Below are 24185 nucleotides of genomic sequence, written 5' to 3'. Positions count from 1 at the left end.
GCGCTGCTCCCCCTCCGGGAGGGGGCCCACCTGCAGACTAGGGGGTGGTGTTTCCTCTGTTGAAGCGCGACTTTCTGGTCGGCGATGCCGACGGCGACTCGTCAGAACCGCCGGCGTTGCCGGAGGTTTCTGACGCCCCGGGAGTGAACGGGGTCGGGCTGCTGCTCGTCGGCAGCCCCGTGATCGCCCCGCCGGTCTTGGTAAGCGGCGGGATGCGGTCGTACACGAATTCCCACTCGCTGTACTTCTGTTTCTTCTCGAAGTCGGCCGGGTGCAGATCGAAGGGGAAGTTCCCCTGCTTGACCGGGGCCAGTTCACTCTTGGACTTGACGCCGATGATCTTGCCGTCCTTCTTGATCTCGTCCCACTCCTTGCCGGTGATGGGGTCCACCAGGGCGAAGGGACGCAGGTAGCGCAGCTTGCCCGGGGTGTTGGGGTCCTGGAGCAGCGACTTCAGCTCAGGAGGCCCCGCCACCGCCGGCGGTGCGACGGGGGCGGCGTTGGCGGGAGTCTGGCTCGACACCAGCTTCCCGTCGACGACCTTGACCTTGTACCACTTGCGCAGGGCGTCCCGGATCTGGGTGCCGCGGGAGATCAGCTCTTCCTCCCGCTCGCGCTTCATGGCGGTGCTCCAGACCACGGCGGCCCGGCTGGCCATGATCCCGACGATCACGGCCATCACCAGGGCGCCGATATAGGTGAAGCCCCTGTTGGACCGGAGCACCCTTGGCATCATTTCTTCCTCGAAACGATCTCCCTGGCCTCTTCGATGAGGGTTTCGGCGTTGAGCCCGAAATACTTGAGCAGTTCGTCCGATTTGCCGGAGGTGCCGAAGCGGTCGTAGACCCCAACCCTCTTCATCAGGGTCGGGCGGGTCTCGGCCAGGAACTCGGCGACGGCGCCGCCCAGGCCGCCCACGACGGAATGCTCCTCGGCGGTGACGATGGCGCCGGTCTCCTCGGCGGCCTGGAGCACCAGCTCCTTGTCCAGCGGCTTGATGGTGCCGATGTGCAGCACGCGTGCGGAGATCCCCTCCGCCTTCAGTTTCTCGGCGGCGGTGACAGCGGCGGCGGTCATGAGGCCGGTGGTGATGAAGGTGAGGTCGGTACCCGGTACCACGACCACGCCCTTGCCGATCTCGAACTGGTGCCCGGCCGGGAACACGCTGGGGACCTTGTTGCGGCCCAGGCGCACGTAGACCGGCCCCTTGTAGGCGGCGGCGGCGCGGATGGCGCCCTTGGTCTCCTCGCCGTCGGCGGGGACGATGACGGTCATGTTGGGGATGGCGCGCATGATGGCGACGTCCTCGACCGACTGGTGGCTCCCCCCGTCCTCACCGACGGTGACCCCGCCGTGGGTGGCGACGATCTTCACGTTGGCCTTGGGGTAGGCGACCGACTGGCGGATCTGCTCCCAGCCGCGGCCGGCGGCGAAGATGGCGAAGGTGGAGAGGAAGGGGACCTTCCCCACCGCGGCAAGCCCTGCGGCGGTGCCCACCATGTTGGCCTCGGCGATGCCCATGTTGAAGAAGCGGTTCGGGAATTTCTTCGCGAACACGCCGGTCTTGGTGGACCCGGAGAGGTCCGCGTCCAGTACCACTATCTTGTCGTTCTCGCCCCCCAGCTCGGCCAGCGCCTCGCCGTAAGCGTCCCTCGTTGCGATCATAGGTAAGTCCCTTTCTGTATGTGTCCGCCGCCCCACGTTCCCGCCCCCGGAGGGGGAGGGTCAGGGAGGGGGAAAAGTTTTTCGTCGCAGCGTAAGCCCCCCTCCCGACCTCCCCCCTCCGGGGGGAGGGGAATGCGGGGAGCGTCGGCAACCGACCGGTTTAGTCGCAGCACCCCAGGCAGCGCAGCGCCTCGGGAAGCTCGTCGTCGTTGGGGGTCACGCCGTGGTAGGAGGCCTTGTTCTCGAACAGGTGCACCCCTTTGCCCTTGACGGTCTTGGCGACGATGGCGGTCGGAGCCCCCTTGTGCGCCTCGGCGTGGTCCAGGGCGGCCACAATCTGCCCCATGTCGTGCCCGTCGATCTCGATCACGTTCCAGCCGAAGGCCTTGAACTTGTCCGAGATGGAGTTGACGTTCATGACCTTGGAGACGTCGCCGTCGATCTGCAGGCCGTTGGAGTCGATCAGGGCGCACAGGTTGTCACTCTTGTAGTGGGCGGCGGCCATGGCGGCCTCCCAGATCTGCCCTTCCTGCAGCTCGCCGTCGCCGAGCACCGCGTAGACGCGGTTTTCCTTGCCGTCCAGCTTGAGCCCCAGCGCCATGCCGTTGGCCATGGAAAGCCCCTGGCCCAGGCTACCGGTGCAGACGTCCACGCCCGGGGTACCCTTGCTGTCCGGGTGCCCCTGCAGGTGGCTGCCCAGGCGGCGCAGCATCATCAGGTCCTCGGGCGGGAAGTAGCCGCACTCGGCCAGGGTCACGTAGAGCGCCGGAGCGGCGTGCCCCTTGCTGAGCACGAAGCGGTCCCTGCCCTCCCAGGCGGGCTCCGCCGGGTTGTGGCGCATCTTGTGGAAGTACAGTGCGCACACCATGTCGATGGCGGAGAGCGAGCCGCCGGTGTGGCCGGACTGCGACTTGTGCAGCGTCTTCACGATGGCGACGCGCAGGCGCCTCGCCTTTTCTTCCAGATCTGCAATCTTTTCTTTCACGAAGGTTCCTTTCAGGCTGGCTTTATTTGTCCTCGCCCGTAATCAGGTAATCGAGGATCACCTCATCCAGGCTACGATGGGCTGGGGATGCCGGGGGCACGGTAGGGGCCGGCGGTACCGGGGGGGCCTGCTGCGCAGGGCGCGCCATGGCGGGAGGCGCCGGTGCTTGCTGCGGCGCGGGGGATGCGGCGGCTGCAGGTGCAGCGGGGCGTTGCTCTTCGGCAGCGGGACTCTGCTCTTCGCTCGCGCCCGCCGGTACGCCGTCGGGGAAGATGCGGGCGTCGAACTCGCCGTTTTTCAGGCGGCGCATCATGTCCTTGTGCTGCTCTTTCATGATCGACTCGACCACCGTTTCCAGCTGCTCCACCTTGATGATGTCGGCATAGCTGGTCTTCGCGGACGCGAGGATGGTCCCCCCGCGGTAAAGCAGGGTGATAATATGGGGATTGGCGACGCCGCTGTCCTCGGTCTGGACGTGGAACAGCTCCCCTTTGTACCTGATATTGTGGTTGAAACCTAGTACCATGCTACCCTCTACGCCAAATGGCGGACCCGTGGCAAGTTAGCACAGCGGGAGCGGCGTTGCAAGCGATATTCGGGGCCAAACCGGCTCCCCTGACCGCAAAAAAGCGTTTATTTTGCCAGCAGTTCCTTGATGCGGGCCACCGCCTCCATGCCGTCCTTGGCGTAGAGGTCGGCGCCGATCTCGTCGGCGTACTGCTGGGTGACGACGGCGCCCCCCACCATGGTGAAGCTCTTCACCCCTTCCGACTTCAAGAGGGTCACCACCTCGTCCATCCGGGCCATGGTGGTGGTCATCAGCGCCGAGAGCCCGACCGCGTCCACCTGGTGAGTGCGCGCCGCGTCCAGGATCTTGGCCGCCGGCACGTTCTTGCCCAGGTCGATCACCTCGAAACCGTTGTTCTCCAGAAGCGTCACCACGATGTTCTTGCCGATGTCGTGGATGTCACCTTCGACCGTGGCCATGAGGATCTTGCCGATGCTCGCCAGCCCGCCGCCGGAAAGCTCCTGCTTCAGGCGTGCGAAGGCGGCCTTCATGGTGTCGGCGGAGACCATCACCTGCGGCAGGAAGAAGGAGCCGTTGCCGAAACGCCGACCGACCTCGTCCAGGCCGACCAATAGCGCTTCCGAACTGATCTGCATCGGCGAAAGCCCCTCGGCCAGGGCCTCCTCGACCAGCGGAACCACTGACTCGAGCTCGCCATTGATGACGGCCTTGGCCAGGCGCCCGCGGACCCCTTCCGGCTGCGCGGCCTCGGCCTGGACGGTGCCGACGGTCCCGGCTGCGGTCGCAGGCTGCACGGTGGCGCCGACGGCCTGGCCGCGGTAGGCGTCGATGTAGCCGGCGGCGTTGACGTCCTTGCCGAGCAGCACCATGGCGCTTCTCCAGGCCGCCATCATGGGCGTCTCTTTCACGTTGACGATGGCGGAGGTGAGACCGGCGGCCATGACCATGGAGAAGAAGGTGGACGAGATCAGCGGCCGGCAGGGGAGGCCGAAGGAGATGTTGGATACGCCCAGGGTGCTGTTCAGTCCCAGTTCGCTCACCCGGCGTACCGCCTCCAGGGCGACCAGCGCCCCCTTGGGCTCGGCGCTCACGGTGAGGGTGAGGCAGTCGACCACCAGGTCGCTGCGCTTGATGCCGGCGGCCGCGGCGCGCTCGGCGATCTTCTGCGCCACCGCCACCCTCCCCTCGGCCTCGGCCGGGATACCGGCGTCGTCCAGGGTGAGGCAGACCAGCGCGGCGCCGTATTTCCTGGCCAGCGGCAGCACCGCGGCGAGGCTCTTCTCCTCGCCGTTCACCGAGTTGATCAGCACCTTGCCGTCGGCGGACTTGAGCCCCGCCTCCAGCGCCTCGGGGGAGGAGGAGTCGAGCACCAGCGGCGTCTGCACCGCACCCGAGATGCAGAAGACCGCGCGCTCCATGGCGGCGGGCTCGTCGATGCCGGGGGCGCCCACGTTGACGTCGAGCAGCGTCGCCCCCAGCTCGGTCTGTTCCAGGGCCTCGCGGCGGATGTAGCTCACCTTACCTTCACGCAACTCCTGGGAATAGAGCTTCTTCCCCGTCGGGTTGATGCGTTCGCCGATCAGGGCCACCGGGTGCTTCTTGCCGATGGCGGCGAAGGAGCCGCGGCTGGAGATCCAGGTGGTGCCGTCGTCCTCCTTCGCGGTAAAGGCGACCTGCTTGCCGGAAAGCGCGTCCTTGATGGCCGCGATGTGCGCCGGGGTGGTGCCGCAGCAGCCGCCGATGACGCGCACGCCCAGCCCGATCATGCGGTCGTGGTAGGCGGTCATCTCGTCGGGGGTGCCGGGGAAGACGGTGACGCCGTCCTTGAGGATCGGGAGCCCCGCGTTGGCCTGGGAGATGAGCGGCAGGGAGGTCACCTTCCTCATGGCGCAGAGGATGTCGTAGATGCCGTCCACGCCCAGGCCGCAGTTGGAGCCGATGATGGAGGCGCCCGCCGCTTCCAGGGTAATGGCGGCGGCCTCAGGCGGCGAGCCCAGTACGCTTCTCCCCTTCTCCTCGAAGGTGAGCATCGCGATCACCGGGATGTCCGCGGAAAGCTCGCGGATGGCGATCAGGGCGGCGCGGATCTCCTTGATGTCCAGGAAGGTTTCCAGGGAGATGGCGTCGCAGCCGGCGTCGATGAGGGCCCGGGCCTGCTCGGTGAAGAGCGCGTGCGCCTCGTCGAAGCCCATGTCGCCCACCGGCTCCACGAAGCGTCCGGTCGGTCCGATGGAGCCCGCCACGTAGGCGTTCTCGCCGGCCACCTCGCGGGCGATGCGGACCGCCTCGGCGTTGATGCGGGCCACCTGGTCGCCCAGGCCGTAGTGGTCGAGCTTGGCCTTGGTGCCGCCGAAGGTGTTGGTGACGATGATGTCGGCGCCGGCCTCGACGTAGGCGCGGTGCACCCCCGCCACCACCTCGGGGGCGGTCAGGTTCATCTCCTCGGGCGACTGTCCCGCCTTCAGCCCGCGCTCCTGCAGCATGGTCCCCATGGCGCCGTCCAGAACCAGCACCCGCTCTCTAACCGCCTGCATAAACGGCATCTTCATCGGTCACCCCTATAAGGAAATTAAAAGCAAAAGCATTAACCACAGAGGACACAGAGGAGCACTAAGGAAAGGCAAAATCTTCTCCCTCGACGGTCCACATCCCCTCTCCCTCTGGGAGAGGGCTAGGGTGAGGGAGGTCCGGAGCCGGCAAAGCCCTCACCCGCCCTTCGGGCACCCTCTCCCGGGGGGAGAGGGTATTGGCGAGAGTCCTTCGTAAACTCTGTGCCCTCTGTGGACCTCTGTGTCCTCTGTGTTCCGGGTCTGCTCCGGGTCTGTTTATTGTTTTTCCGGCGCCGCAGGCGCCTCCTTCTTCTCCAACGTGAAGTCGGCGGCGATCGGGGCCGAGACGTCCAGGTGCCCCTTCAACTCCTTCACCGGCACGCCGTCCACCAGGAACTGCACCGCTTTGACCTGCGGGAAATTGGCGACCACGGTGTCCACCACGGAGTACACGGCGCTCATCTCGGCCGAGCTCCCCTCGGGCAGGCTCTCCACCAACTCCTTGGAGAAATCGACCTGCGCCACGTCCCCCTTCAACTGCGCCCCGAGCACCTTCGCGTTGTGCGGCAAGGTGGGCGCCAGGTCCCCCAAAGGCCCCACCACCAGCTCGTCCACCACGCTGGCGATCATGTCGTCGGTGGTGTCCTCGACCGCTATCTCGCGCCCTTCCCGCGCCAGCGAGGTGCCGTCCTGGTTGGAGAAGAACAGCGTCACCACCCGGGTGTCGACCTGCTCGGTGGGTGCTGCGGGCGGCGCCACCTGGGTCGCGGTCCGGTATTTCCTGAACACCATCAGGCCGACCACCACCGCGAAAACGAGGAAGGCGATCAGCAGGACACCCTTGGCCCTGTTAGTACGTCTCTTCACCGTCCCCTCCTTCTTCCAGTTCCTGCTCCAGGCTCACCTGGTAGACGTCCCCCAGTTCGCCGCCGAGGAACCGGTTGCCGACCCTGATGAAACCAGCCGGGATGTCGGTGACGTAGTAGTGGTGATTGCCGCGCTCGCTCTCCGGACGCAACAGCCCCTGTTCGGTGAGGATCTGCGCTACCGTGCGGGCGGTCTCGGCCGCGGAGTCCACCAGGGTCACCTCCGGCCCCATCACCTGCGCGATGACGTCCTTGAGGATCGGGTAATGGGTGCAGCCCAGCACCAGGGTGTCGACACCCTGCGCCTTCAGGTCCTCGAGGTAGATGCGCGCGGTCATCCTGGTCACCTCGTTGTCCACCCACCCTTCCTCCGCCAGCGGGACGAACAGCGGGCAGGCACGGTTCACCACCTCGATGTCCGGGTTGATCCGCTTGATGGCCTTGGTGTAGGCGGAGGAGGCCACGGTGGCGGCGGTGCCGATGACGCCGACCTTGCCGGTCCTGGTCGCCGCGGCAGCGGCGCGGGCGCCCGGCTCGATCACCCCGACGATGGGGATGTCGAACTCCTGCTGCAGCGCTGCGAGCGCCACCGCGGAAGCGGTGTTGCAGGCGACCACGAGGAGCTTGATGTCGCGGTTCAAAAGGTAGCGGGCGATCTGGCGCGAGTAGCGGATCACCGTCTCCGGTGACTTGGTGCCGTAGGGGACCCGGGCGGTATCCCCGAGGTAGATGGTGTCCTCCTGGGGGAGCGTCTGCACCACTTCTTTAAGGACGGTCAACCCGCCCACGCCGGAATCGAAGATCCCGATTGCTTTCCAGGCCAAAATCTTTTCTCCAATTGCTGATTGATGCGACTCTTCGCCCGGGGAGGGGACTGGCTCCGCCAGGTGCCTGTCCCCTTGGTGGCTGAGCTGAAAGAAGCGTTCCGCTAGAGGGACAGGCACCTAACGGAGCCAGTCCCTTCTGCCGCGGGCTTGCCCACCGTAGCGCGAAGCGCGAAGGTGGGAAGTATGGCATGTTATTAAATTGTTAGAGAGATTGTCAAGGTTTACGACACGAAGAGCATCACCAGGGGAGGCGCCAGGAAAACGGCGGGGAGCAGGTTGCCCACCGGGACCCTCTTGACCCCGAGCATGTCCAGCCCGATGGCGAGGATAAGAAGGCCGCCCACCGCGTTCATCTCCTGCACCACGACCGGGGTCAGGATCTGCTGGGCCAAGGTGGCGGAGAGGGTGATGGCGCCCTGGTAGGCAAAGAGAGGAAGCGCCGAGAAGAGCACGCCGGCGCCGAGGGTGGAGGCCAGGGCCACCGAGGCGATGCCGTCCAGCGCCGCCTTGGCGTAAAGGATGTCGGGGCGGGAACCGAGCCCGTCCTGGAGCGCCCCCATGATGGCCATGGCGCCGACGCAGTAGAGCAGGCTCGCGGTCACGAACCCTTCGGAGATCCGGCCGCTCCCCTTGAAGCGGTCGCCGATCCAGTTGCCGAGGGCCTCCAGGCGCGCCTCTATGCCGAGCAGTTCGCCGATGATCCCCCCGCCGATCAGCGAGCCTATAATAATCATCGGTTGCTGGCTTTTGAAAGCGAGTTGGATGCCGATAAGTAGTACGGCAAGGCCGAGCCCGGCCATGACGGTGCCGCGCACCTTGCTGGAGATGAGATGCCCCGCCTTCAGGCCGAGGGCGCTGCCGATAACGATTGCCGCTGCGTTTACCGCCGTTCCTTGCATGATCATGGGGGCAAAGATAGAAACTTCTCCGCGCCAAGGCAAGCAAAATGAACCAGATTAAGATGAAGATTAAGACAAAGATTAAGATTTAGGATAGGCTTTTCTTAATCTCAATCTTAATCTTTATCTGTCGTATCGCGTTTGAGGAAAGTATACAAAAATATAACACGATTCCATGATTGACATTCGAAAGGGAATCTGCTTTTATATGCCTCCCTTTGAATACACAATTAAACCCTCAAAACATAAGGGAAAATTGGTTTTACCAATACGGCGCCGGTTGTTTTAAAACGGCAATAAAATTTCCACCATTTGTTTTAGTCTCGGTAAAAAAATACCCCCACTAAAGGAGAGGAAATGGAAGCACGGAAATTCAGGAAGGTGATGGCAGCTAACCGCGGGGAGATCGCGATCAGGATCTTCCGCGCCTGCACCGAACTCGGCATCAGCACGGTTGCCATCTATTCGGAAGAGGACAAGCTCTCGCTGCACCGCTACAAGGCTGATGAAGCGTACCAGGTCGGCAAGGGGAAAGCCCCCATCGACGCCTACCTCGGCATCGACGAGATCATCGCCCTGGCCAAAAAGCGCGATGTCGACGCCATCCATCCCGGTTACGGCTTCCTGGCTGAAAACGCCGAGTTCGCCGAGAAGTGCGAGCAAAACGGCATCGCCTTCATCGGACCGACCGCCGAGATGCAGCGCGCCCTGGGCGACAAGGTGGCGGCGAGGAAGGTGGCCAAGGCGGCCGGCGTGGCCACCGTCCCCGGCACCGAGGAGCCCATCGTCCACGAGGAGGACGCCCTCATCTTCGCCAAGAACCACGGCTACCCGATCATCATCAAGGCGGCGGCCGGCGGCGGCGGGCGCGGCATGCGCGTGGCCAACAACCAGAAGGAGCTCCTCGAGGGGCTGCAGTCGGCCTCCTCGGAGGCGAAGGCCGCCTTCGGCGACCCCTCCGTGTTCCTGGAGCGCTACCTGAAAAACCCCAAGCACATCGAGGTGCAGGTGCTGGGCGACGGCTACGGCAGCCTGGTGCACTTCTACGAGCGCGACTGCTCCATCCAGCGCCGCCACCAGAAGGTGGTCGAGTTCGCCCCTTCGCTCGCGCTCCCCGGTGACACCCGCCTCGCCCTGTGCACCGACGCCCTGAAGATCGCCAAGCAGGTCGGCTACCGCAACGCCGGCACCGTCGAATTCCTTTTGGACGAGGAAGGGCGCTACTACTTCATCGAGATGAACCCGCGCATCCAGGTCGAGCACACGGTGACCGAGATGATCACCGGCCGCAACCTGGTGCAGGCGCAGATCCTGATCGCCGAGGGGAAACGCCTCTCCGACCCGGAGATCAACATCCCCAACCAGGGCTCCATCGAGATGCGCGGCTTCGCCATCCAGTGCCGCATCACCACCGAGGACCCGACCAACAACTTCGCACCCGACTTCGGCACCCTGACCACCTACCGTTCCTCCGCCGGCTGCGGCGTGCGCCTCGACGCGGGCAACGCCTTCACCGGCGCCCAGATCACCCCGCACTACGACTCGCTGCTGGTGAAAGTGAGCTCCTGGGGGCTCACCTTCGCGGAAGCCGCCCACATCATGGACCGCAGCCTCCAGGAATTCCGCGTGCGCGGCGTGAAGACGAACATCGGCTTTTTGGAGAACGTGATCACCCACCCGGTGTTCCTGGCCGGCGAGTGCAACACCTCCTTCATCGACCAGCACCCGGAGCTGCTGGTGATCCCGGAGAAGAAGGACCGCGCCAACAAGGTGCTCAACTTCCTGGGCGACGTCATCGTCAACGGCTCCCCCGGCGTGGCCAAGCCTTTGCGCTCCGCGGAGCTTATCGAGGCGGCCGTGCCGCAGATCGACCTCTTCGCCCAGAAGCCCAAGGGGACCAAGGACATCCTGCGCGAGAAAGGGGCCGAGGGGCTCGCCAAGTGGGTGCTGGAGCAGAAGAAGCTCCTCCTCACCGACACCACCATGCGCGACGCGCACCAGTCGCTTCTGGCGACCCGCGTCCGGACCTATGACCTGTTGAAGGTCGCCGACGCCACCTCGCACCTGGCCAGCGACCTGTTCTCCCTGGAGCTGTGGGGCGGCGCCACCTTCGACGTCTCCATGCGTTTCTTGAAGGAAGATCCCTGGCAGAGGCTGCACGCCCTCACCGAGGCGATCCCCAACGTCCTGTTCCAGATGCTGCTGCGCGGCTCCAACGCCGTCGGCTACACCAACTACCCGGACAACGTGGTGCAGCGCTTCGTGGCGCAGGCGGCGGAATCCGGGGTCGACGTCTTCCGCGTCTTCGACTCGCTCAACTGGACCCGCGGCATGCAGGTGGCGATGGAGGCGGTGCAGAAGTCGGGCAAGATCTGCGAGGCCGCCATTTGCTACACCGGCGACATCTCCGATCCCACCCGCACCAAGTACCCGCTCTCCTACTACGTCTCCATGGCCAAGGAGCTGGAAAAAATGGGCGCCCACATCCTCGCCATCAAGGACATGGCGGGCCTTTTGAAGCCCTACGCCGGCTACCAGCTGGTCAAGGCGCTCAAGGAGGAGATCGGCATCCCGGTGCACCTGCACACCCACGACACCTCCGGCAACGGCGGCGCACTGCTCTTGATGGCGGCGCAGGCCGGGGTCGACATCGTCGACGCGGCGCTCTCCTCCATCTCCGGTCTCACCTCGCAGCCCAACCTGAACGCGCTGGTGGCGACCCTGAAGGGGACCGAGTTCGACCCGCAGGTGAACGAGCGCGGCCTGCAGCAGCTGGCCAACTACTGGGAGACGGTGCGCGACTACTACGCCCCGTTCGAGTCGGGCCTTAAAAGCGGCACCGCCGAGGTCTACCACCACGAGATCCCGGGCGGGCAGTACTCCAACTACAAGCCGCAGGTCGCCGGTCTGGGCCTCATCGAGCGCTGGGAGGAGTGCAAGGAGATGTACCACAAGGTGAACCTCCTCTTCGGCGACGTGGTCAAGGTCACCCCCTCCTCCAAGGTGGTGGGGGACATGGCCATGTTCCTGGTGAAGAACAACCTGGAGCCCGAGGACGTCTTCGCCCCGGGCGCGGACCTCGCCTTCCCCGAATCCGTGGTCGGCTTCTTCAAGGGTATGATCGGCCAGCCCTACCAGGGCTTCCCCAAGGAGCTGCAGAAGATCATCCTCAAGGGGCAGGAGCCCATCACCTGCCGCCCGGGCGAGCTCCTGGAGCCGGCCGACTTCGAGAAGGAGCGCGCCGCCGCCGAGGCCAAGGTGGGACACCCGGTGAACGACGAAGAACTCATGTCCTACATGATGTACCCCAGCGTCTACGTAGAATACGCCAAGCACCGCCAGGAGTTCTCCGACGTCTCGGTGATTCCGACCCCGATCTTCTTCTACGGCCTGGAGCCGGGGCAGGAGACCTCCATCGAGCTGCAGCCGGGCAAGACGCTGATCGTGAAGCTCAACGCCATCGGCAAGACCCAGCCCGACGGCACCAAGAAGATCTACTTCGAACTCAACGGCAACGCCAGGAGCGTCACCGTGCGCGACCAGTCGGTGCAAAGCGACGAGTGCGGCCACGAGAAGGCGGACAAGGGCAATCCCAAGCATGTCGGCGCGCCCATGCCGGGCAAGGTGATCAAGATGAACGTCAAGGTCGGTGACGCCGTCAAGGCGGGGGACATCCTGGCGGTCACCGAGGCCATGAAGATGGAGACCAACATCAAGGCCAAGGAGGACGGCACCGTCGCCGAGGTGAAGTGCAAGGAAGGGGGCAAGGTCGAAAAAGAGGAGCTCCTTTTCGTAATGGCATAGTAAATAGTGGTACTGTCACAAGGGGGGCTCTGCCCCCCTTTTTTTGTGTTCCAATTGCCGGCGCCAAATCGTTGGCGCCCCCTGTAATCACGCCGGTTTTAGCTGCTTAAAATTAGTGCAATCTGCTGGAGACCTCCCCATTACGGTATTTTCATGCCGCCCACCCCCGTTTCTCCACATAGTTTTCCACAGGTGACGTGGATAGAAGAACTACTGCCAGCCGCAGTCTACACCGTAAACGCCGCTAAAACATTGATAGTTGTCCACTTTGGCCCCGTGGGCGCCGAAATCGACAGTAAATTGACGCTGCGGCTGTCCCCCTGCTTCCGGCGCGGGCCGGGTCCGCAGCTTCCCCCCGCTGAGAAGTCTTTCCATACCAGGCACATACAGACCTTCTCTCTCATAAAATTAGTTAAATCTGTCATAAGAAATGGCATTTCCATAAAAAGCAGTTAAAGTATTGGCAAAAACAAATATTAAAAGCTCACATCTCAGTTGTTATTGACACAAGAAGGTTTATAAGAATTTACATGACTGACAGTGGCTGCCAGCCAGGCAGCGGAACGGAGCGGAGACTGTGACAGCAGCCGGGACCGGGAACCGGCAGCCACCGGAGCGCTTGTGCTTTTCACCAGCATGAAGACGAAGATGACCCTGGCCGTGTTCCTCCTGGTCGCGGTGCTAATGGCCGTTTCCGCGGTCGGGTCGTACCTGTTCTTTGAGAAGACCTTCAAAGAAAGCATCTCGCAGCAGCAAGCCCTCCTCCTGGACTCACTGGCCACCCAGGTCGACGACCGGATCTTCGACTTTACCCACGTGCTGCACAACCTCTCCGGCCGCCTCAGCGCCGACGCCGTGGACCACCCCGAACAGGCCCAGCGCATGCTCGATGCCGAGCAGAAACAGCATGCCTTTTTCGACAACTCGCTCCTGCTTTTTTCCGCCTCCGGCAAACTGGTGGCGGCCACCCCCCGCGACCTCAACTTCATCGGCATGGACTTCTCCTTCCGCGAGTACTACAAGGAGACCGTGAAGCGCGGCGCCACCTACATCTCCCCCCCCTTCGCCTCGCTGCAGAAGCAAAGCCACCCCATCATCATGTTCACGGTTCCCATCTTCGATAAGAACAACCAGCTCGCCGGCATCCTCGGGGGGAGCATCGATCTGCGCGAGCAGCACTTCCTGCGCTCCCTGGCGAACCTGAAGCTGGGCAAGAAGGGCTTTTTGTCCCTCTACGACAGCCGGCGCAACGTCCTCATGCACCCGGACAAACGCAGGGTGCTGCGCCAGGACCCTCCGGGGACCAACCTGATGGTGGATCGCGCCCTGCAGGGTTTCCAGGGCACCGCCGAGACCATGGCCCGCATCGGCGTCCCCGTGCTGCGCTCGGTGAAGCGGCTGAAGTCGACGGGGTGGGTGCTTGCGGTCAGCTATCCCATAGAGGAGGCCTACGCCCCGGTCCATGCAGCCAGGAACTATTTCATCGCCGGCTCCCTGCTCGCCGCCCTGCTCTCGCTCTGCCTGGTCTGGCCCTTTATGCAGTACCTGACCAGGCCGCTGGCCTCCTTCACCAGGCACCTGGAGGAGCTCCCCGGCAAGGCGGACCTGGCCCAGAAACTGGCGCCGGTCACCTCAGACGACGAGATCGGCCAGATGGCCCGCACCTTCAATACCATGCTCCTGGAACTGGAACGCTCCGCGGACTTCTACCTGACCCTGTTCGAGAACTTACCCGCCATGATCTGGCGTGCCGGCACCGACAGCAAGGTGAATTACTTCAACCGGACCTGGCTGGAGTTCACGGGGCGGGAGCTGGCGGATGAGCTGGGCGAGGGTTGGGCCACCGGGGTGCACCCCGAGGACCAGGATTACTGCCTGAAAACGTACCGCGACGCCTTCGCCCAGCGGGCGCCGTTCCAGATGCAGTACCGGCTGCGCCACGCCGACGGCAGCCACCACTGGATCATCGACATGGGGAGGCCGTTCAACGGGCTGGATGGCAACTTCGCCGGGTACATCGGGACCTGCTACGACGTGACCGACCGGCTCCAGGCCGAGGAAGAGCGCAGGGCCCTGGAACACCAGCTGACCCAGTCCCAGAAGATGGAGGCCATCGGCACCCTGACCGGCGGCATCGCCCACGACTTCAACAACATCCTCACCGCCATCATCGGCTACAGCACCATGATGCAGGTGCAGCTCGAAGAGGGGCATCCGCTGCAGGGGAAGGTGAGCGAGATCCTGCGGGCCTCCGAGCGGGCGGCCAACCTGACCCGGAGCCTTTTGGCCTACAGCAGGAAGCAGGTGACCAACCCCGCCCCGGTCGGGCTGAACGCCATCCTGGTCAACCTGGAGGTCATGCTGCGCCGCCTGATACCGGAGCATATCGAAGTCAGGATACAGGTGGAGGACGGGGAGCTTTCAGTACTGGCGGATTCGGGACAGATCGAACAGGTGATCATGAACCTGGCCGTGAACGCCCGGGACGCCATGGCCGGCGGCGGCATCCTGAGCATCTCGACCAACCGCATCATGCTCGACCAGGACTTCATCTCGGCGCACGGCTACGGCGTTCCGGGGAGCTACGCCCTGATCACGGTGGCCGACACCGGTGTGGGCATGGACGAGAAAACGAAGGACAGGATCTTCGAGCCGTTTTTCACCACCAAGGAGCCGGGCAAGGGGACCGGCCTGGGTCTGGCAATGGTGTACGGCATCGTCAAGCAGCACTCCGGCTTCATCAACTGTTACAGCGAGGTGGGGCACGGCACCGTGTTCAGGCTCTACTTCCCCCTGATCGACCTCCCCGCGCCCAGCGAGAACATCACGGTCGACGATTCCGTCCATGGCGGCGAGGAGACCCTGCTCCTGGTCGAGGACGACGCGGTGATACGGGACATGGTGCGGGAGCTCTTGCAGGATTTCGGCTACCGGGTCATCACGGCGGTGGACGGGGTCGACGCCGTGGAAAAATTCAAGGCGGCAGCGGGGAGTGTGGCCATGATCATCATGGACGTGATCATGCCGCGCATGAACGGCAGGGACGCCTACCAGGCCATCTCCGCCCTGTCCCCCGGCGTCAAGGTCATCTTCATGAGCGGCTATACCGCCGACATCATCACCGACACCCTCACCATGGGGGATCCCCGTCATTTCATTTCCAAGCCGATCAAGATCAACGAACTGCTGGCCCGGGTGCGGGAACTGCTGGACGAAAACTGACGGACGTTCTACGTTTCTACGTTCTACGTTCTACGTTCGGGAGTGTGAGCGGAGCGAGGTACTGATGTGGGGCAGGTGTGCTCCCCTCGCCCCCTGGGAGAGGGGCGGGGGTGAGGGCATTGCACGAGGCAGGTGAGGTGCAAACGGCATCGCCCTCACCCGCCCTGCGGGCACCCTCTCCCGGAGGGAGAGGGGTAAGAGAAATAACGTAGAACTTAGAACATAGAACGTAGAACGGGTTCTAGATCTTTTTGACCGCGTCCAAAAGCTCGGTCAGGTTGAGCCCCTGCTGCACCGGCTCGGCGAAGGCGCCGGCGCCGGCGCGGTACAGGTCGAAACGCGGCGCACGCCCGGCCTGGTCGGCAACCAGCCGCGACGCCACGATCCCCGCCTGCGCCAGCTGCGGCTGGGCACAGCAGTTGGGACAGCCGGAGATGGCCCAGCTAAGCTGGAGCGCCTCTTCCCCAAGCTCCGCCACCACGGCCGCCGCCACGTCACGGGTCGCGGCGAGCCCCATGATGCACTCGTGGTTACCCGGGCAGACCCGGAACACGACCCGCTCCGCGGCGCTTTCATTGGCAAAACCGGCCTGGGCCAGCGCCTCGAGCGCCTCTTCGCGCTCGCTTCCCTGGACCAGGTGCAGCACCACGGTCTGGTTCCCCGTCACCATCAGCATCCCGCCGCAGAACCTCGCGGCGATATCCGCCAGCGCAGCCAGCCCGTCGGCAGCAAGCTCACCCGCAAAAACATGGGCCTCCAGCCGGTCCTCGGCCGCGGCCGGCACCGGCACCAGGCTCCCGGTCAGGGTCGGCGCCGGCAGCGGCAACTCTTCCAGCTCGTTCCCCAGCACCCTGCGCCGGAACTCCTCCTGTCCTATCTGCCCCACCAGGAACTTCAGCCGCTTGGGCGGCGGTGTATTGGCCTCGTACTCCACCAGCACCCGCTCGATCAGCGGAATCAGGGCGTCCTCGGCAACCGCCTGCGCCAGCAGGAATCCCGGCTGGGGTTCACGGCCGAGGCCGCCGGCGGCGTAGACGTCGTAACGCGCCCTGCCCTCGTCGCTGGCCGCAGGGACGAAGGCCAGGTCCTGGATCAGGTGCCTCTTGCTCGTCGTGTCCGCTTCGACGCCGATCTTGAACTTCTTGGGAAGCCTCTCGAAGCGGGGGTTGCCGGTGAAATGGCGGTGGATCTTCCTGACCAGCGCCTCCAGGGCCGGGGCGCCCGCCGCGGAGAGACTGCCGCAGATGACGCCGCGCACGGCGCCGCCGCAGGCGCCGCGGTTGTAGAGACCCACCTGGGCCAGTTGCGCGGCCACCACCGGGAGGTCCGCCTCGGTGAGCCAGTGCAGCTCGATGCTCCCCCTGGTGGTGAGGTGGACCACCCCGCGCGCGTAACGCCCGGCCAGCTGCGCCACCTTGAGAGCCTGGTCGGCGGAAATGATGCCGGCGGGAAGCTTGACGCGCTGCATGAAAAATTCCTTCTGGCGCTGGGGGTAGATCCCCTCGAGGCGCAGGTTCTTGTCGGTCATGATAATGCTCTCCTGGTACGTCTGGTCTGCCGCGAGCCGGCGCGGCCTCCGATAGTACACTTTTTCGGCGCACGCCGTCATCTCAAAATCACTCCGGGGAAACTGCGTGCAGGGGTGGAACGACGGGAGGGGAAGCCGGAGGAGTGAGGCGGAAGTGGAAGCGGGGCGGTGCTGCCGTGGTGGTGCAGGGGGTAACAGGGCGCATGCGGCAGGATGGGCGCGGCCGGCGGTTCATCCCGCACGGCACGCCAAAAAAACGGGTGTCGCCTGAAGCTAGATGACCCGGTCCCGTCCGCCGCTCTTGGCCTGGTACAGGTTCAGGTCGGCGCGCTTCAGGACCTGCAGCAGGTCGTCGTCGCTGTGCTGCACGTTGGCCACGCCGGCGCTGGTGGTGACCCGCAGGGTTTCCCCATCGATCAGGAAGGGCTCCTCGCGGACCAGCGACCAGATCTTGTGGGCCACGCAGAGGGTCTGCTCACGGTTCGACCCCGGCAGCACCACCAGGAACTCCTCCCCCCCGAAACGCCCGACGGAGTCGTAGCTGCGCAACGATGCCGTCACCCTTTCCGCGAACTGCTGCAGCAGGTGGTCGCCGGCCAGGTGGCCGTAGCGGTCGTTCACCTGCTTGAAGTGGTCGATGTCGATCATGATGAAACCGACCTCAGCGTCGGCCAACCCCTTCTCCCTGCGGCGCAGGGCGCGCGCGAACTCCCTGCGCCCGATCAGCTCTATCTGCCTCTTGTTGAAGGTGCCGGTGAGACCGTCGATGAGGGTCTGCTTCCTGAGAATATCCTGGGTCTCCTTCAACTCGTTGGTGCCGCGCCTGATCAGCAGGAAGGAGATCCCGAACACCACGACCAGGATGCCGCACAACGCCCCCAGTGAAACGAGCGCCGCGTTGGTGGTCTGCTGATGGTACTTGGTGACGTCGATGTAGACCTCGAAGCTGCCGATGACCCTGCCGTGAGCCCGGATGGGGATGTAGGTCTCCACCACGTCCACGTTGAATTTCAGTTCGTCGGCGAGGTCCTTCACCTCTTCCTTGCGCTCGAGCTTGGAGTCGAAGGCGCCGGCCAGGGCGCGGGCAAGCCTCCTGTTGCCGCGGTCGACCTCGCCGATCAGCTTGGCCTCGGTGCTGTACACGATGCGGCAATCGGAGGAGTAGATCTTGATCTTGACGATGTCGAAGGGAGCGAGGAAAGTCCTGAGATCGCGGTCGAGGATGAAGAAGTTGTCGGGCGAGACTTCGACGGAGACGCTGCCGTCGCTCTTGGCCGTGGTGAAGCGCGCTTTTTCGTCCTCGGAAAGGGCGGTGCTGACCTTGATGGCATCCTCTTCCGCGCTCGCCACCAGGTTCTTTTGCAGCACCTGGTAGAAGGCGTAGCCGGCGACGGAGGTGATGACAATGATGGAAACCAGGGCGATGGAGACGAACAGGCGCAGCAGGGAATCGGGGTCCTTCTTGGTATCGGCCTGGAATATGGTGCGGAAATACGTCACGGTCGGTCCTTGTCCGGCAGCCCCGGGATCGTGCTGTCAGGCCCAGCGCCAGAGCGAGAGGATCAGCACGATCAGAAACACTATGGTCAGGTTCATGTACGCCATGAAGAAGAAGACCCGCTCGTGCAAAGGCGCCTTGCGCGGGGTCACGTCGGCCAGGATCCCCACCTCGGGCATGCCCAGCACCTTGTCCGATCCGTGCGGCGCCAGCTTGAGGGCCTCGGTCAGGTCCTCGCCGGAGTGGTGCCGCCCCATGTGCACCCCCCCTTTCCAGAGCCTGCTGGCGCTCGCGTCGTAGAGCTTGCCTTCGTAGGCGAAGTAGGCGGGGCGCCCCTCCTGGCCGTCGAATGAAGACAACTGGTCCAGCGTCAACTCTTTGCCGGCCGGCAGCGTCACCGGCTCGCGGCGCTTGCCTTTCAGCTTGGGCCCGATGACCAGCACCACGTAAGCGGCGGAGAAAACCATCACCAGGTAGAGGGATATCTTGATGAGCAGCAGCACCCCGAAACGGGTGTGCAGCAGCATGTCCGGGGAGGTTACCCGGAAGTGGGTGAGGATGGCGCCGGTGATCCCCATCACCACCATGGAGAGCACGCCCACCTTGACCTCGCCGCGGGGCAATCCCCCCGCCGCGTACGCGGGTTTGAGGACCAGGTGTACGTAGAGGATGGTGCCGAACCACAGGATCGCGATCAGCATGTGCAGGTAGCCGGCCGCAAAGCGCACCACCTTGCCGGCCGCGCCGACCTGCGTCGCCTCGCTTTTCACGGCGCGTGCAGCGGCGAATTCCTTACCGGCTTTAGTCAGCTCCCCGCCGCCGGCCGGGTCGACATGACAGGCGTCGCAGCTCTTGCCGGTCTGCTGCGCATAGATCTCGGTAGCACTGGCAGGGAGGGCCGGAGCAGCAAGAGAGGCAAAGATCAGGAAAAGTAGCGAGAGAAGAAGACTTTTCATGCCGACTGTATAGCCTTATTCACCTGTAAAGTCAACAAATTGGGGCGCTTGACTCTGCGGCGGCGCCGTCCATCGCGGCATCCCACCATGGACAGTCTCGCCAAACATGCGGCATCATTCACCAAATCTATGTCTCTACCTTCTCTGGCCATTGAAAAGAATGGGCGCCCCCGATACAATAACACCCTTGGCCGCAGCCATTACGATACTTAAGAGAAGAGGGAACGCCATGTCACAGTGCCAGCACCAGACCATCCATCAAAAGGACTACAAGGTTCCCGACTACCTGGTCGATACAGTGGAACTCACTTTCGACCTGTCCCCTGAGGACACCCGGGTGCTATCCCGGCTCGCCATCCGCAGCAACCACGACCGCAGCAACGGCGCCAGCCCCCTGGTGCTGGACGGAGAGGAGCTGACACTCGTGTCGCTCAAGCTGGACGGGGTCGAAGTCAAGCGCGACGCCTACCGCGTCGACGACGCCAGCCTTACCTTACTCGCCCCTCCCGAGAGCTTCGTCCTCGAGGTGGAGACCCGGATCAAGCCCAAAGAGAACAGCGCTCTCTCCGGCTTGTACGCCTCCGGCCCCATGCTCTGCACCCAGTGCGAGGCGGAGGGGTTCAGGCGCATCACCTACTTCACCGACCGTCCCGACGTCATGGCGGTCTACACCGTGACGCTGCGCGCCGACAAGGCGAGCTGCCCGGTGCTTTTGGCCAACGGCAACCTGGTCGACAGGGGCGACCTCCCCGACGGGCGCCACTTCGCCGTCTGGCACGACCCCTTCAAAAAGCCGAGCTACCTCTTTGCCGTGGTGGCCGGGGACCTGGTCCACATCGCCGACCGCTTCACCACCATGAGCGGCCGCGCGGTGCAGCTCGAGATCTACGTGGAGGAGCGCAACAAGGACAAGTGCGAGCACGCCCTCAGGTCACTGATGCGCGCCATGCGCTGGGACGAGGAAAAGTTCGGCCGCGAGTACGACCTGGACACCTACATGGTGGTGGCAGTGGACGACTTCAACATGGGGGCGATGGAGAACAAGGGACTGAACGTGTTCAACTCCCGCTACGTGCTGGCCAGCCCGGAAAGCGCCACCGACGACGACTACGAGGCCATCGAGGAGGTAATCGGGCACGAATACTTCCACAACTGGACCGGCAACAGGATCACCTGCCGCGACTGGTTCCAGCTCTCGCTGAAGGAAGGGCTCACCATCTTCCGGGACCAGGAATTCTCCGCCGACATGCAGTCGCGCCCGGTGAAGAGGATCGCCGACGTGAAGAGCCTGCGCAGCGCGCAGTTTGCCGAGGATGCCGGCCCCCTGGCCCACCCGGTGCGCCCGGAGTCCTACGTGGAGATCAACAACTTCTACAGCATGACCGTGTACCACAAGGGGGGCGAGGTGATCCGGATGCTGCAGACCCTTCTGGGGCGCGAGGCGTTCCGGGCGGGCATGGACCTCTACTTCGAGCGCCACGACGGGCAGGCCGTGCGGGTCGACGAGTTCGTGCAGGCGATGGCGGACGCGGGCAAGCGCGACCTGTCCCAGTTCATGCTCTGGTACGACCAGGCCGGCACCCCGGTCCTGACCGTCAGCGACGACTACCGCCCCGAATCCGGCAGCTACACCCTCACCGTGACCCAGAGCTGCCCCTCCACCCCGGGCCAGCCCGAGAAGAAGCCCTTCCACATCCCGCTCGCCATGGGGCTTTTGGACCGGGACGGCAACGAGCTGCCGCTCCAGCTGGCCGGAGAGGCGGCGGCGGCCGGCACCTCCCGGGTCCTGGAACTCAGGGGGGAGACGGAAACCTTCACCTTCGCCGGGATCAAGGAGCGCCCGGTGCCGTCGCTTCTGCGCAACTTCAGCGCGCCGGTCAAGCTCCAGTACCCCTACAGCGACGAGGACCTGAACCTCCTGATGACCCGCGACAGCGATCCCTTCGTGCGCTGGGAGGCGGGACAGGTCCAGGCGGTGAAGCTGATCATGGGGCTGACCGGCGAGATCCAGGCCGGGCGCCAGGCGCAGGTGCCGGAGAGCTTCATCGAATCCTTCAGAAGGCTCCTTGCCGACGACAGCCAGGACCGCGCCTTCCTGGCCGAAACGCTCACCCTTCCCGCCGAGAGCTACCTGGCCGAGCAGATGGCGGTGATCGACCCGGACGCCATCCACCAGGCGCGCGAGCTGGTGCGCTCCACGGTGGGCCGCAGGCTTTGGAGTGAACTGACCGCCGTGCGGGCCGCGTGCGCCCCCAAGGCGCCCTACCGCCCCGACGACGGGCTCGCCGGCTGCCGCAGGCTGAAAAACCTCTGCCTCGCCTACCTGATGGCGGCGGGGGGGCAGGAAGCCATCGACGCCTGCATGGCCCAGTATCGAAGCGCCGACAACATGACCGACAGCCTGGGCGCGCTCGCGCAACTCACCAGCTGCGCCTGCCCCGAGCGCGATGAGGCGCTCGCCTCCTTCTACGACTGCTGGCGCGGCGACCGCGGCGTCATCGACAAGTGGTTCACCCACCAGGCCCTGTCCCGTCTGCCCGACACCATGGATCGCGTGCTGGCGCTTTTGGAGCACCCGGACTTCGACCTGCGCAACCCGAACCGGGTCCGCTCGCTGGTGGGCGCCTTCAGCCAGGGGAACCAGGTCCGCTTCCACGATGCCGGCGGCAGGGGGTACCGTTTCCTGGCCGACCAGATCCTGCGCCTGAACGCCATCAACCCGCAGATCGCCGCGCGCATGCTCACCCCCTTCAGCCGGTGGCGGCGCTACGATGCGCACCGCCAGGAGCTCATGAAGAAGGAGCTGGAGCGCATCCTGGCCGAGCCCGGCCTGGCCAGGGATGTGTACGAACTGGCCGCCAAGAGCCTGTAGTAATTCGGTACAGTATGTCGCTTAGCGCAAAAACGTGCCCAAGGGTCCCCCCTTTGCGAAGGGGGGGCAGGGGGGATTTGATCTTTGCTGCCAACCTGAAAACAAATCCCCTCTGTCTCCCCTTCACAAAGGGGAGGACGCTGGTTCTCGTGCAGAGCTTCGTGAACAGCAGGCGGGCAGCTTGATCTCGTTCCCAAGGTCCACCTTGGGAACGCAAAACCTCTCGGAAGCTCCAACTGCCCTCGGATGCAAAGCTGGAGCTTTGCGCCATGGGGGGTTCCCAAGCTGGAGCTTGGGAACCAGGAAAACCAGGAAAAGGGGGGAGGGGGATTTGGTTTTGGGGGCTGAGCCCCGTTGGAAGGGGACTGGCTCCGCAGGTGCCTGTCCCCTTTTGCTTACAGCCAGCGCTTCTTCTTGAAGTAGACCAGCATGCCGCCGGCTATGGTGAGGCACAAAACGAAGACGGCCGGGTAGCCGTAGGGCCAGTCCAATTCGGGCATCGCCTTGAAGTTCATGCCGTACCACCCGGCTATGAAGGAAAGCGGCATGAAAATGGTGGCGATGATGGTCAGCACCTTCATCACCTCGTTCAACCGGTTCGAGACGCTGGAGAGGTAGATGTCCAGCATGCCCGAGAGCATCTCGCGCAGAGTCTCCAGGGTGTCGAGCACCTGGACGGTGTGGTCGTAGAGGTCGCGCAGGTAGATCACCGTTGTGTCCTGGATCAGCTGCGAATCGCGGCGCTGCAGGCTGCTCACCACCTCGCGCAGCGGCCAGAACACCTTGTGCAGGAAGAGCAACTGGCGCTTGAGCCCGTAAATGGCCTGGACCGTCGCCGTGGTGGGGTTGTCGATCAGCTCGTCCTCGATGTCCTCGATCCGGTCCGCCAACTGCTCCAGTACCAGGAAGTAGTGGTCAACGATCACGTCCAAAAGGGCGTGCAGCAGTAAATCCGGCCCCATGGCCCGCAGCCTCGCCTTCTCGTTGGCCAGGCGGGCGCGCACCTGTTCGAACACATCCCCTTCCAGCCCTTCCTGAAACGAGATCAGGTAGTTGCGCCCCAACACCAGGCTCACCTGCTCGCTCTTGATCTCCGCGCTCTCTTCGTCGAGAGCGATCATCTTCAGCACGACGTAGAGGTACTCTCCGTAGTCGGCCGCCTTGGGGCGCTGGTCCGTGGCGAGGATGTCTTCCAGGACCAGCGGGTGGATGCCGTAGCAGCTGCCGAAGTGCCGCAACACCTCGAGGTCGGACAGCCCCTCCACGTTGACCCAGGTTACCCCCGGCGCGCCCTTCTTGATCAGGCATTGATCCAGCGTGCCGACCGGGTGCTTCTCCAGGTGGGTCTCGTCGTAGAAGACCATGTCGACCCGGGTGGCGCCAGCCTTGTCGCGCCCCATGTGGATCAGCGTCCCCGGGGCCAGCCCCGCTTTCTTCGACCGCTTCCGTATCGACGTCATAGGCCCGCGAGCCTCATGATGCGGTCCCACTCATCCTTGCGCACCGGCTGGATCGACAGGCGGCTGCGGTTCAAGAGGGCCATCCCGCCCAGTTCCGGGATGGTCTTCAACTCGGACAGGGTCACCGGCCGCGGCAGCTCGCGCACGAAGCGCACGTCGACCATGTACCAGGTCGGCTTGTCCGGGGCGCTCTTGGGATCGAAGTACTTGCTGTTGGGATCGAAGGCGGTGAAGTCCGGGTAGCCGCTTCTCACCACCTCGGCGATGCCGACCACGCCCGGTTCGGCCACGTTGCTGTGGTAGAAGAGCACCTGGTCGCCGACCTGCACCTGGTCGCGCAGGAAGTTGCGCGCCTGGAAATTGCGGACGCCGTCCCAATGCTCGGTGGCGTCGGGGCGGCTTTTGAGATCATCGAGGGAGAAGCTGGAGGGTTCGCTCTTGAAGAGCCAGTAGTTGGGCATGTCGGTTCCTTTTGTCATCATCCCCCTCTCCCTTTGGGAGAGGGCCGGGGTGAGGGCGTCGCAC

The 24185-nt window shown here is 64.3% G+C and carries 16 protein-coding genes; 3 read left to right on the top strand and 13 right to left on the bottom strand.

All coding sequences use genetic code 11. The annotated features are described in order from the left end of the window. Positions 1-37 precede the first annotated feature (37 nt). From H7687_RS02630 to H7687_RS02595, 8 genes are all read right to left on the bottom strand, one after another. A complete protein-coding gene (locus H7687_RS02630; RefSeq protein WP_246404522.1) occupies positions 38-733 on the bottom strand; it encodes a type II secretion system protein in 696 nt (231 codons plus the stop codon). Next, positions 733-1665 carry a transketolase family protein gene (locus tag H7687_RS02625; RefSeq protein ID WP_183344800.1) on the bottom strand — a complete coding sequence of 311 codons (933 nt, stop codon included), beginning with the start codon at positions 1663-1665 and terminating at the stop codon, positions 733-735. The genes H7687_RS02630 and H7687_RS02625 overlap by 1 nt, the downstream gene beginning before the upstream one ends. 160 nt (positions 1666-1825) lie before the next feature. Then, positions 1826-2650 (bottom strand): transketolase, encoded by an 825-nt coding sequence (locus H7687_RS02620; RefSeq protein ID WP_183344798.1) that lies wholly within the window; start codon positions 2648-2650, stop codon positions 1826-1828. A 22-nt stretch (positions 2651-2672) separates the two neighbouring features. Continuing rightward, positions 2673-3176 carry a RomY N-terminal domain-containing regulatory protein gene (locus tag H7687_RS02615; protein WP_183344796.1) on the bottom strand — a complete coding sequence of 168 codons (504 nt, stop codon included), beginning with the start codon at positions 3174-3176 and terminating at the stop codon, positions 2673-2675. Between the two features lie 107 nt (positions 3177-3283). Further along, positions 3284-5728, bottom strand: coding sequence for a homocysteine S-methyltransferase family protein (locus H7687_RS02610; protein WP_183344795.1), 2445 nt, complete (start codon positions 5726-5728; stop codon positions 3284-3286). Positions 5729-6004: 276 nt separating this feature from the next. Then, positions 6005-6595: a GerMN domain-containing protein gene (locus H7687_RS02605; protein ID WP_183344793.1), complete on the bottom strand. Its 591-nt coding sequence runs from the start codon at positions 6593-6595 to the stop codon at positions 6005-6007. Further along, positions 6579-7418, bottom strand: coding sequence for a glutamate racemase (gene murI / locus H7687_RS02600; protein ID WP_183344790.1), 840 nt, complete (start codon positions 7416-7418; stop codon positions 6579-6581). Before murI ends, H7687_RS02605 begins: the two co-directional genes overlap by 17 nt. A gap of 224 nt (positions 7419-7642) precedes the next feature. Further along, entirely contained in the window at positions 7643-8326 is a 684-nt protein-coding gene (locus tag H7687_RS02595; RefSeq protein ID WP_183344788.1) for a DUF554 domain-containing protein, read from the bottom strand. A 351-nt stretch (positions 8327-8677) separates the two neighbouring features. Between H7687_RS02595 and H7687_RS02590 the strand changes: the two genes are divergently transcribed. After that, entirely contained in the window at positions 8678-12124 is a 3447-nt protein-coding gene (locus tag H7687_RS02590) for a pyruvate carboxylase (protein WP_183344786.1), read from the top strand. A 621-nt stretch (positions 12125-12745) separates the two neighbouring features. Continuing rightward, on the top strand, positions 12746-15346 hold the full coding sequence (locus tag H7687_RS02585) for a cache domain-containing protein (RefSeq protein ID WP_183344785.1): 2601 nt from the start codon (positions 12746-12748) through the stop codon (positions 15344-15346). A gap of 241 nt (positions 15347-15587) precedes the next feature. Here H7687_RS02585 and H7687_RS02580 read toward each other — a convergent pair whose 3' ends face one another. From H7687_RS02580 to H7687_RS02570, 3 genes are all read right to left on the bottom strand, one after another. Then, complete coding sequence (locus H7687_RS02580; protein ID WP_308469772.1) at positions 15588-16874, bottom strand: nitrite/sulfite reductase; 1287 nt, start codon at positions 16872-16874, stop codon at positions 15588-15590. A gap of 273 nt (positions 16875-17147) precedes the next feature. After that, positions 17148-18374, bottom strand: coding sequence for a GGDEF domain-containing protein (locus H7687_RS02575; RefSeq protein WP_183344783.1), 1227 nt, complete (start codon positions 18372-18374; stop codon positions 17148-17150). A gap of 36 nt (positions 18375-18410) precedes the next feature. Continuing rightward, complete coding sequence (locus H7687_RS02570) at positions 18411-19328, bottom strand: CopD family protein (RefSeq protein ID WP_183344781.1); 918 nt, start codon at positions 19326-19328, stop codon at positions 18411-18413. A gap of 229 nt (positions 19329-19557) precedes the next feature. Here H7687_RS02570 and pepN point away from each other — a divergent pair, with 229 nt between their 5' ends. Next, a complete protein-coding gene (gene pepN / locus H7687_RS02565; protein WP_183344779.1) occupies positions 19558-22200 on the top strand; it encodes an aminopeptidase N in 2643 nt (880 codons plus the stop codon). Positions 22201-22595: 395 nt separating this feature from the next. On the opposite strand, the gene corA is transcribed toward pepN, so the two are convergent. Next, entirely contained in the window at positions 22596-23660 is a 1065-nt protein-coding gene (gene corA / locus H7687_RS02560; protein ID WP_183344777.1) for a magnesium/cobalt transporter CorA, read from the bottom strand. Then, positions 23657-24121 carry an EVE domain-containing protein gene (locus H7687_RS02555; RefSeq protein ID WP_183346023.1) on the bottom strand — a complete coding sequence of 155 codons (465 nt, stop codon included), beginning with the start codon at positions 24119-24121 and terminating at the stop codon, positions 23657-23659. The genes corA and H7687_RS02555 overlap by 4 nt, the downstream gene beginning before the upstream one ends. Positions 24122-24185: the final 64 nt, after the last annotated feature.

Origin of the sequence: Geomonas paludis (assembly GCF_014193585.1) — a bacterium.
Lineage (GTDB): Bacteria > Desulfobacterota > Desulfuromonadia > Geobacterales > Geobacteraceae > Geomonas > Geomonas paludis.
This window is presented reverse-complemented; position numbering and strand designations above follow the sequence as displayed.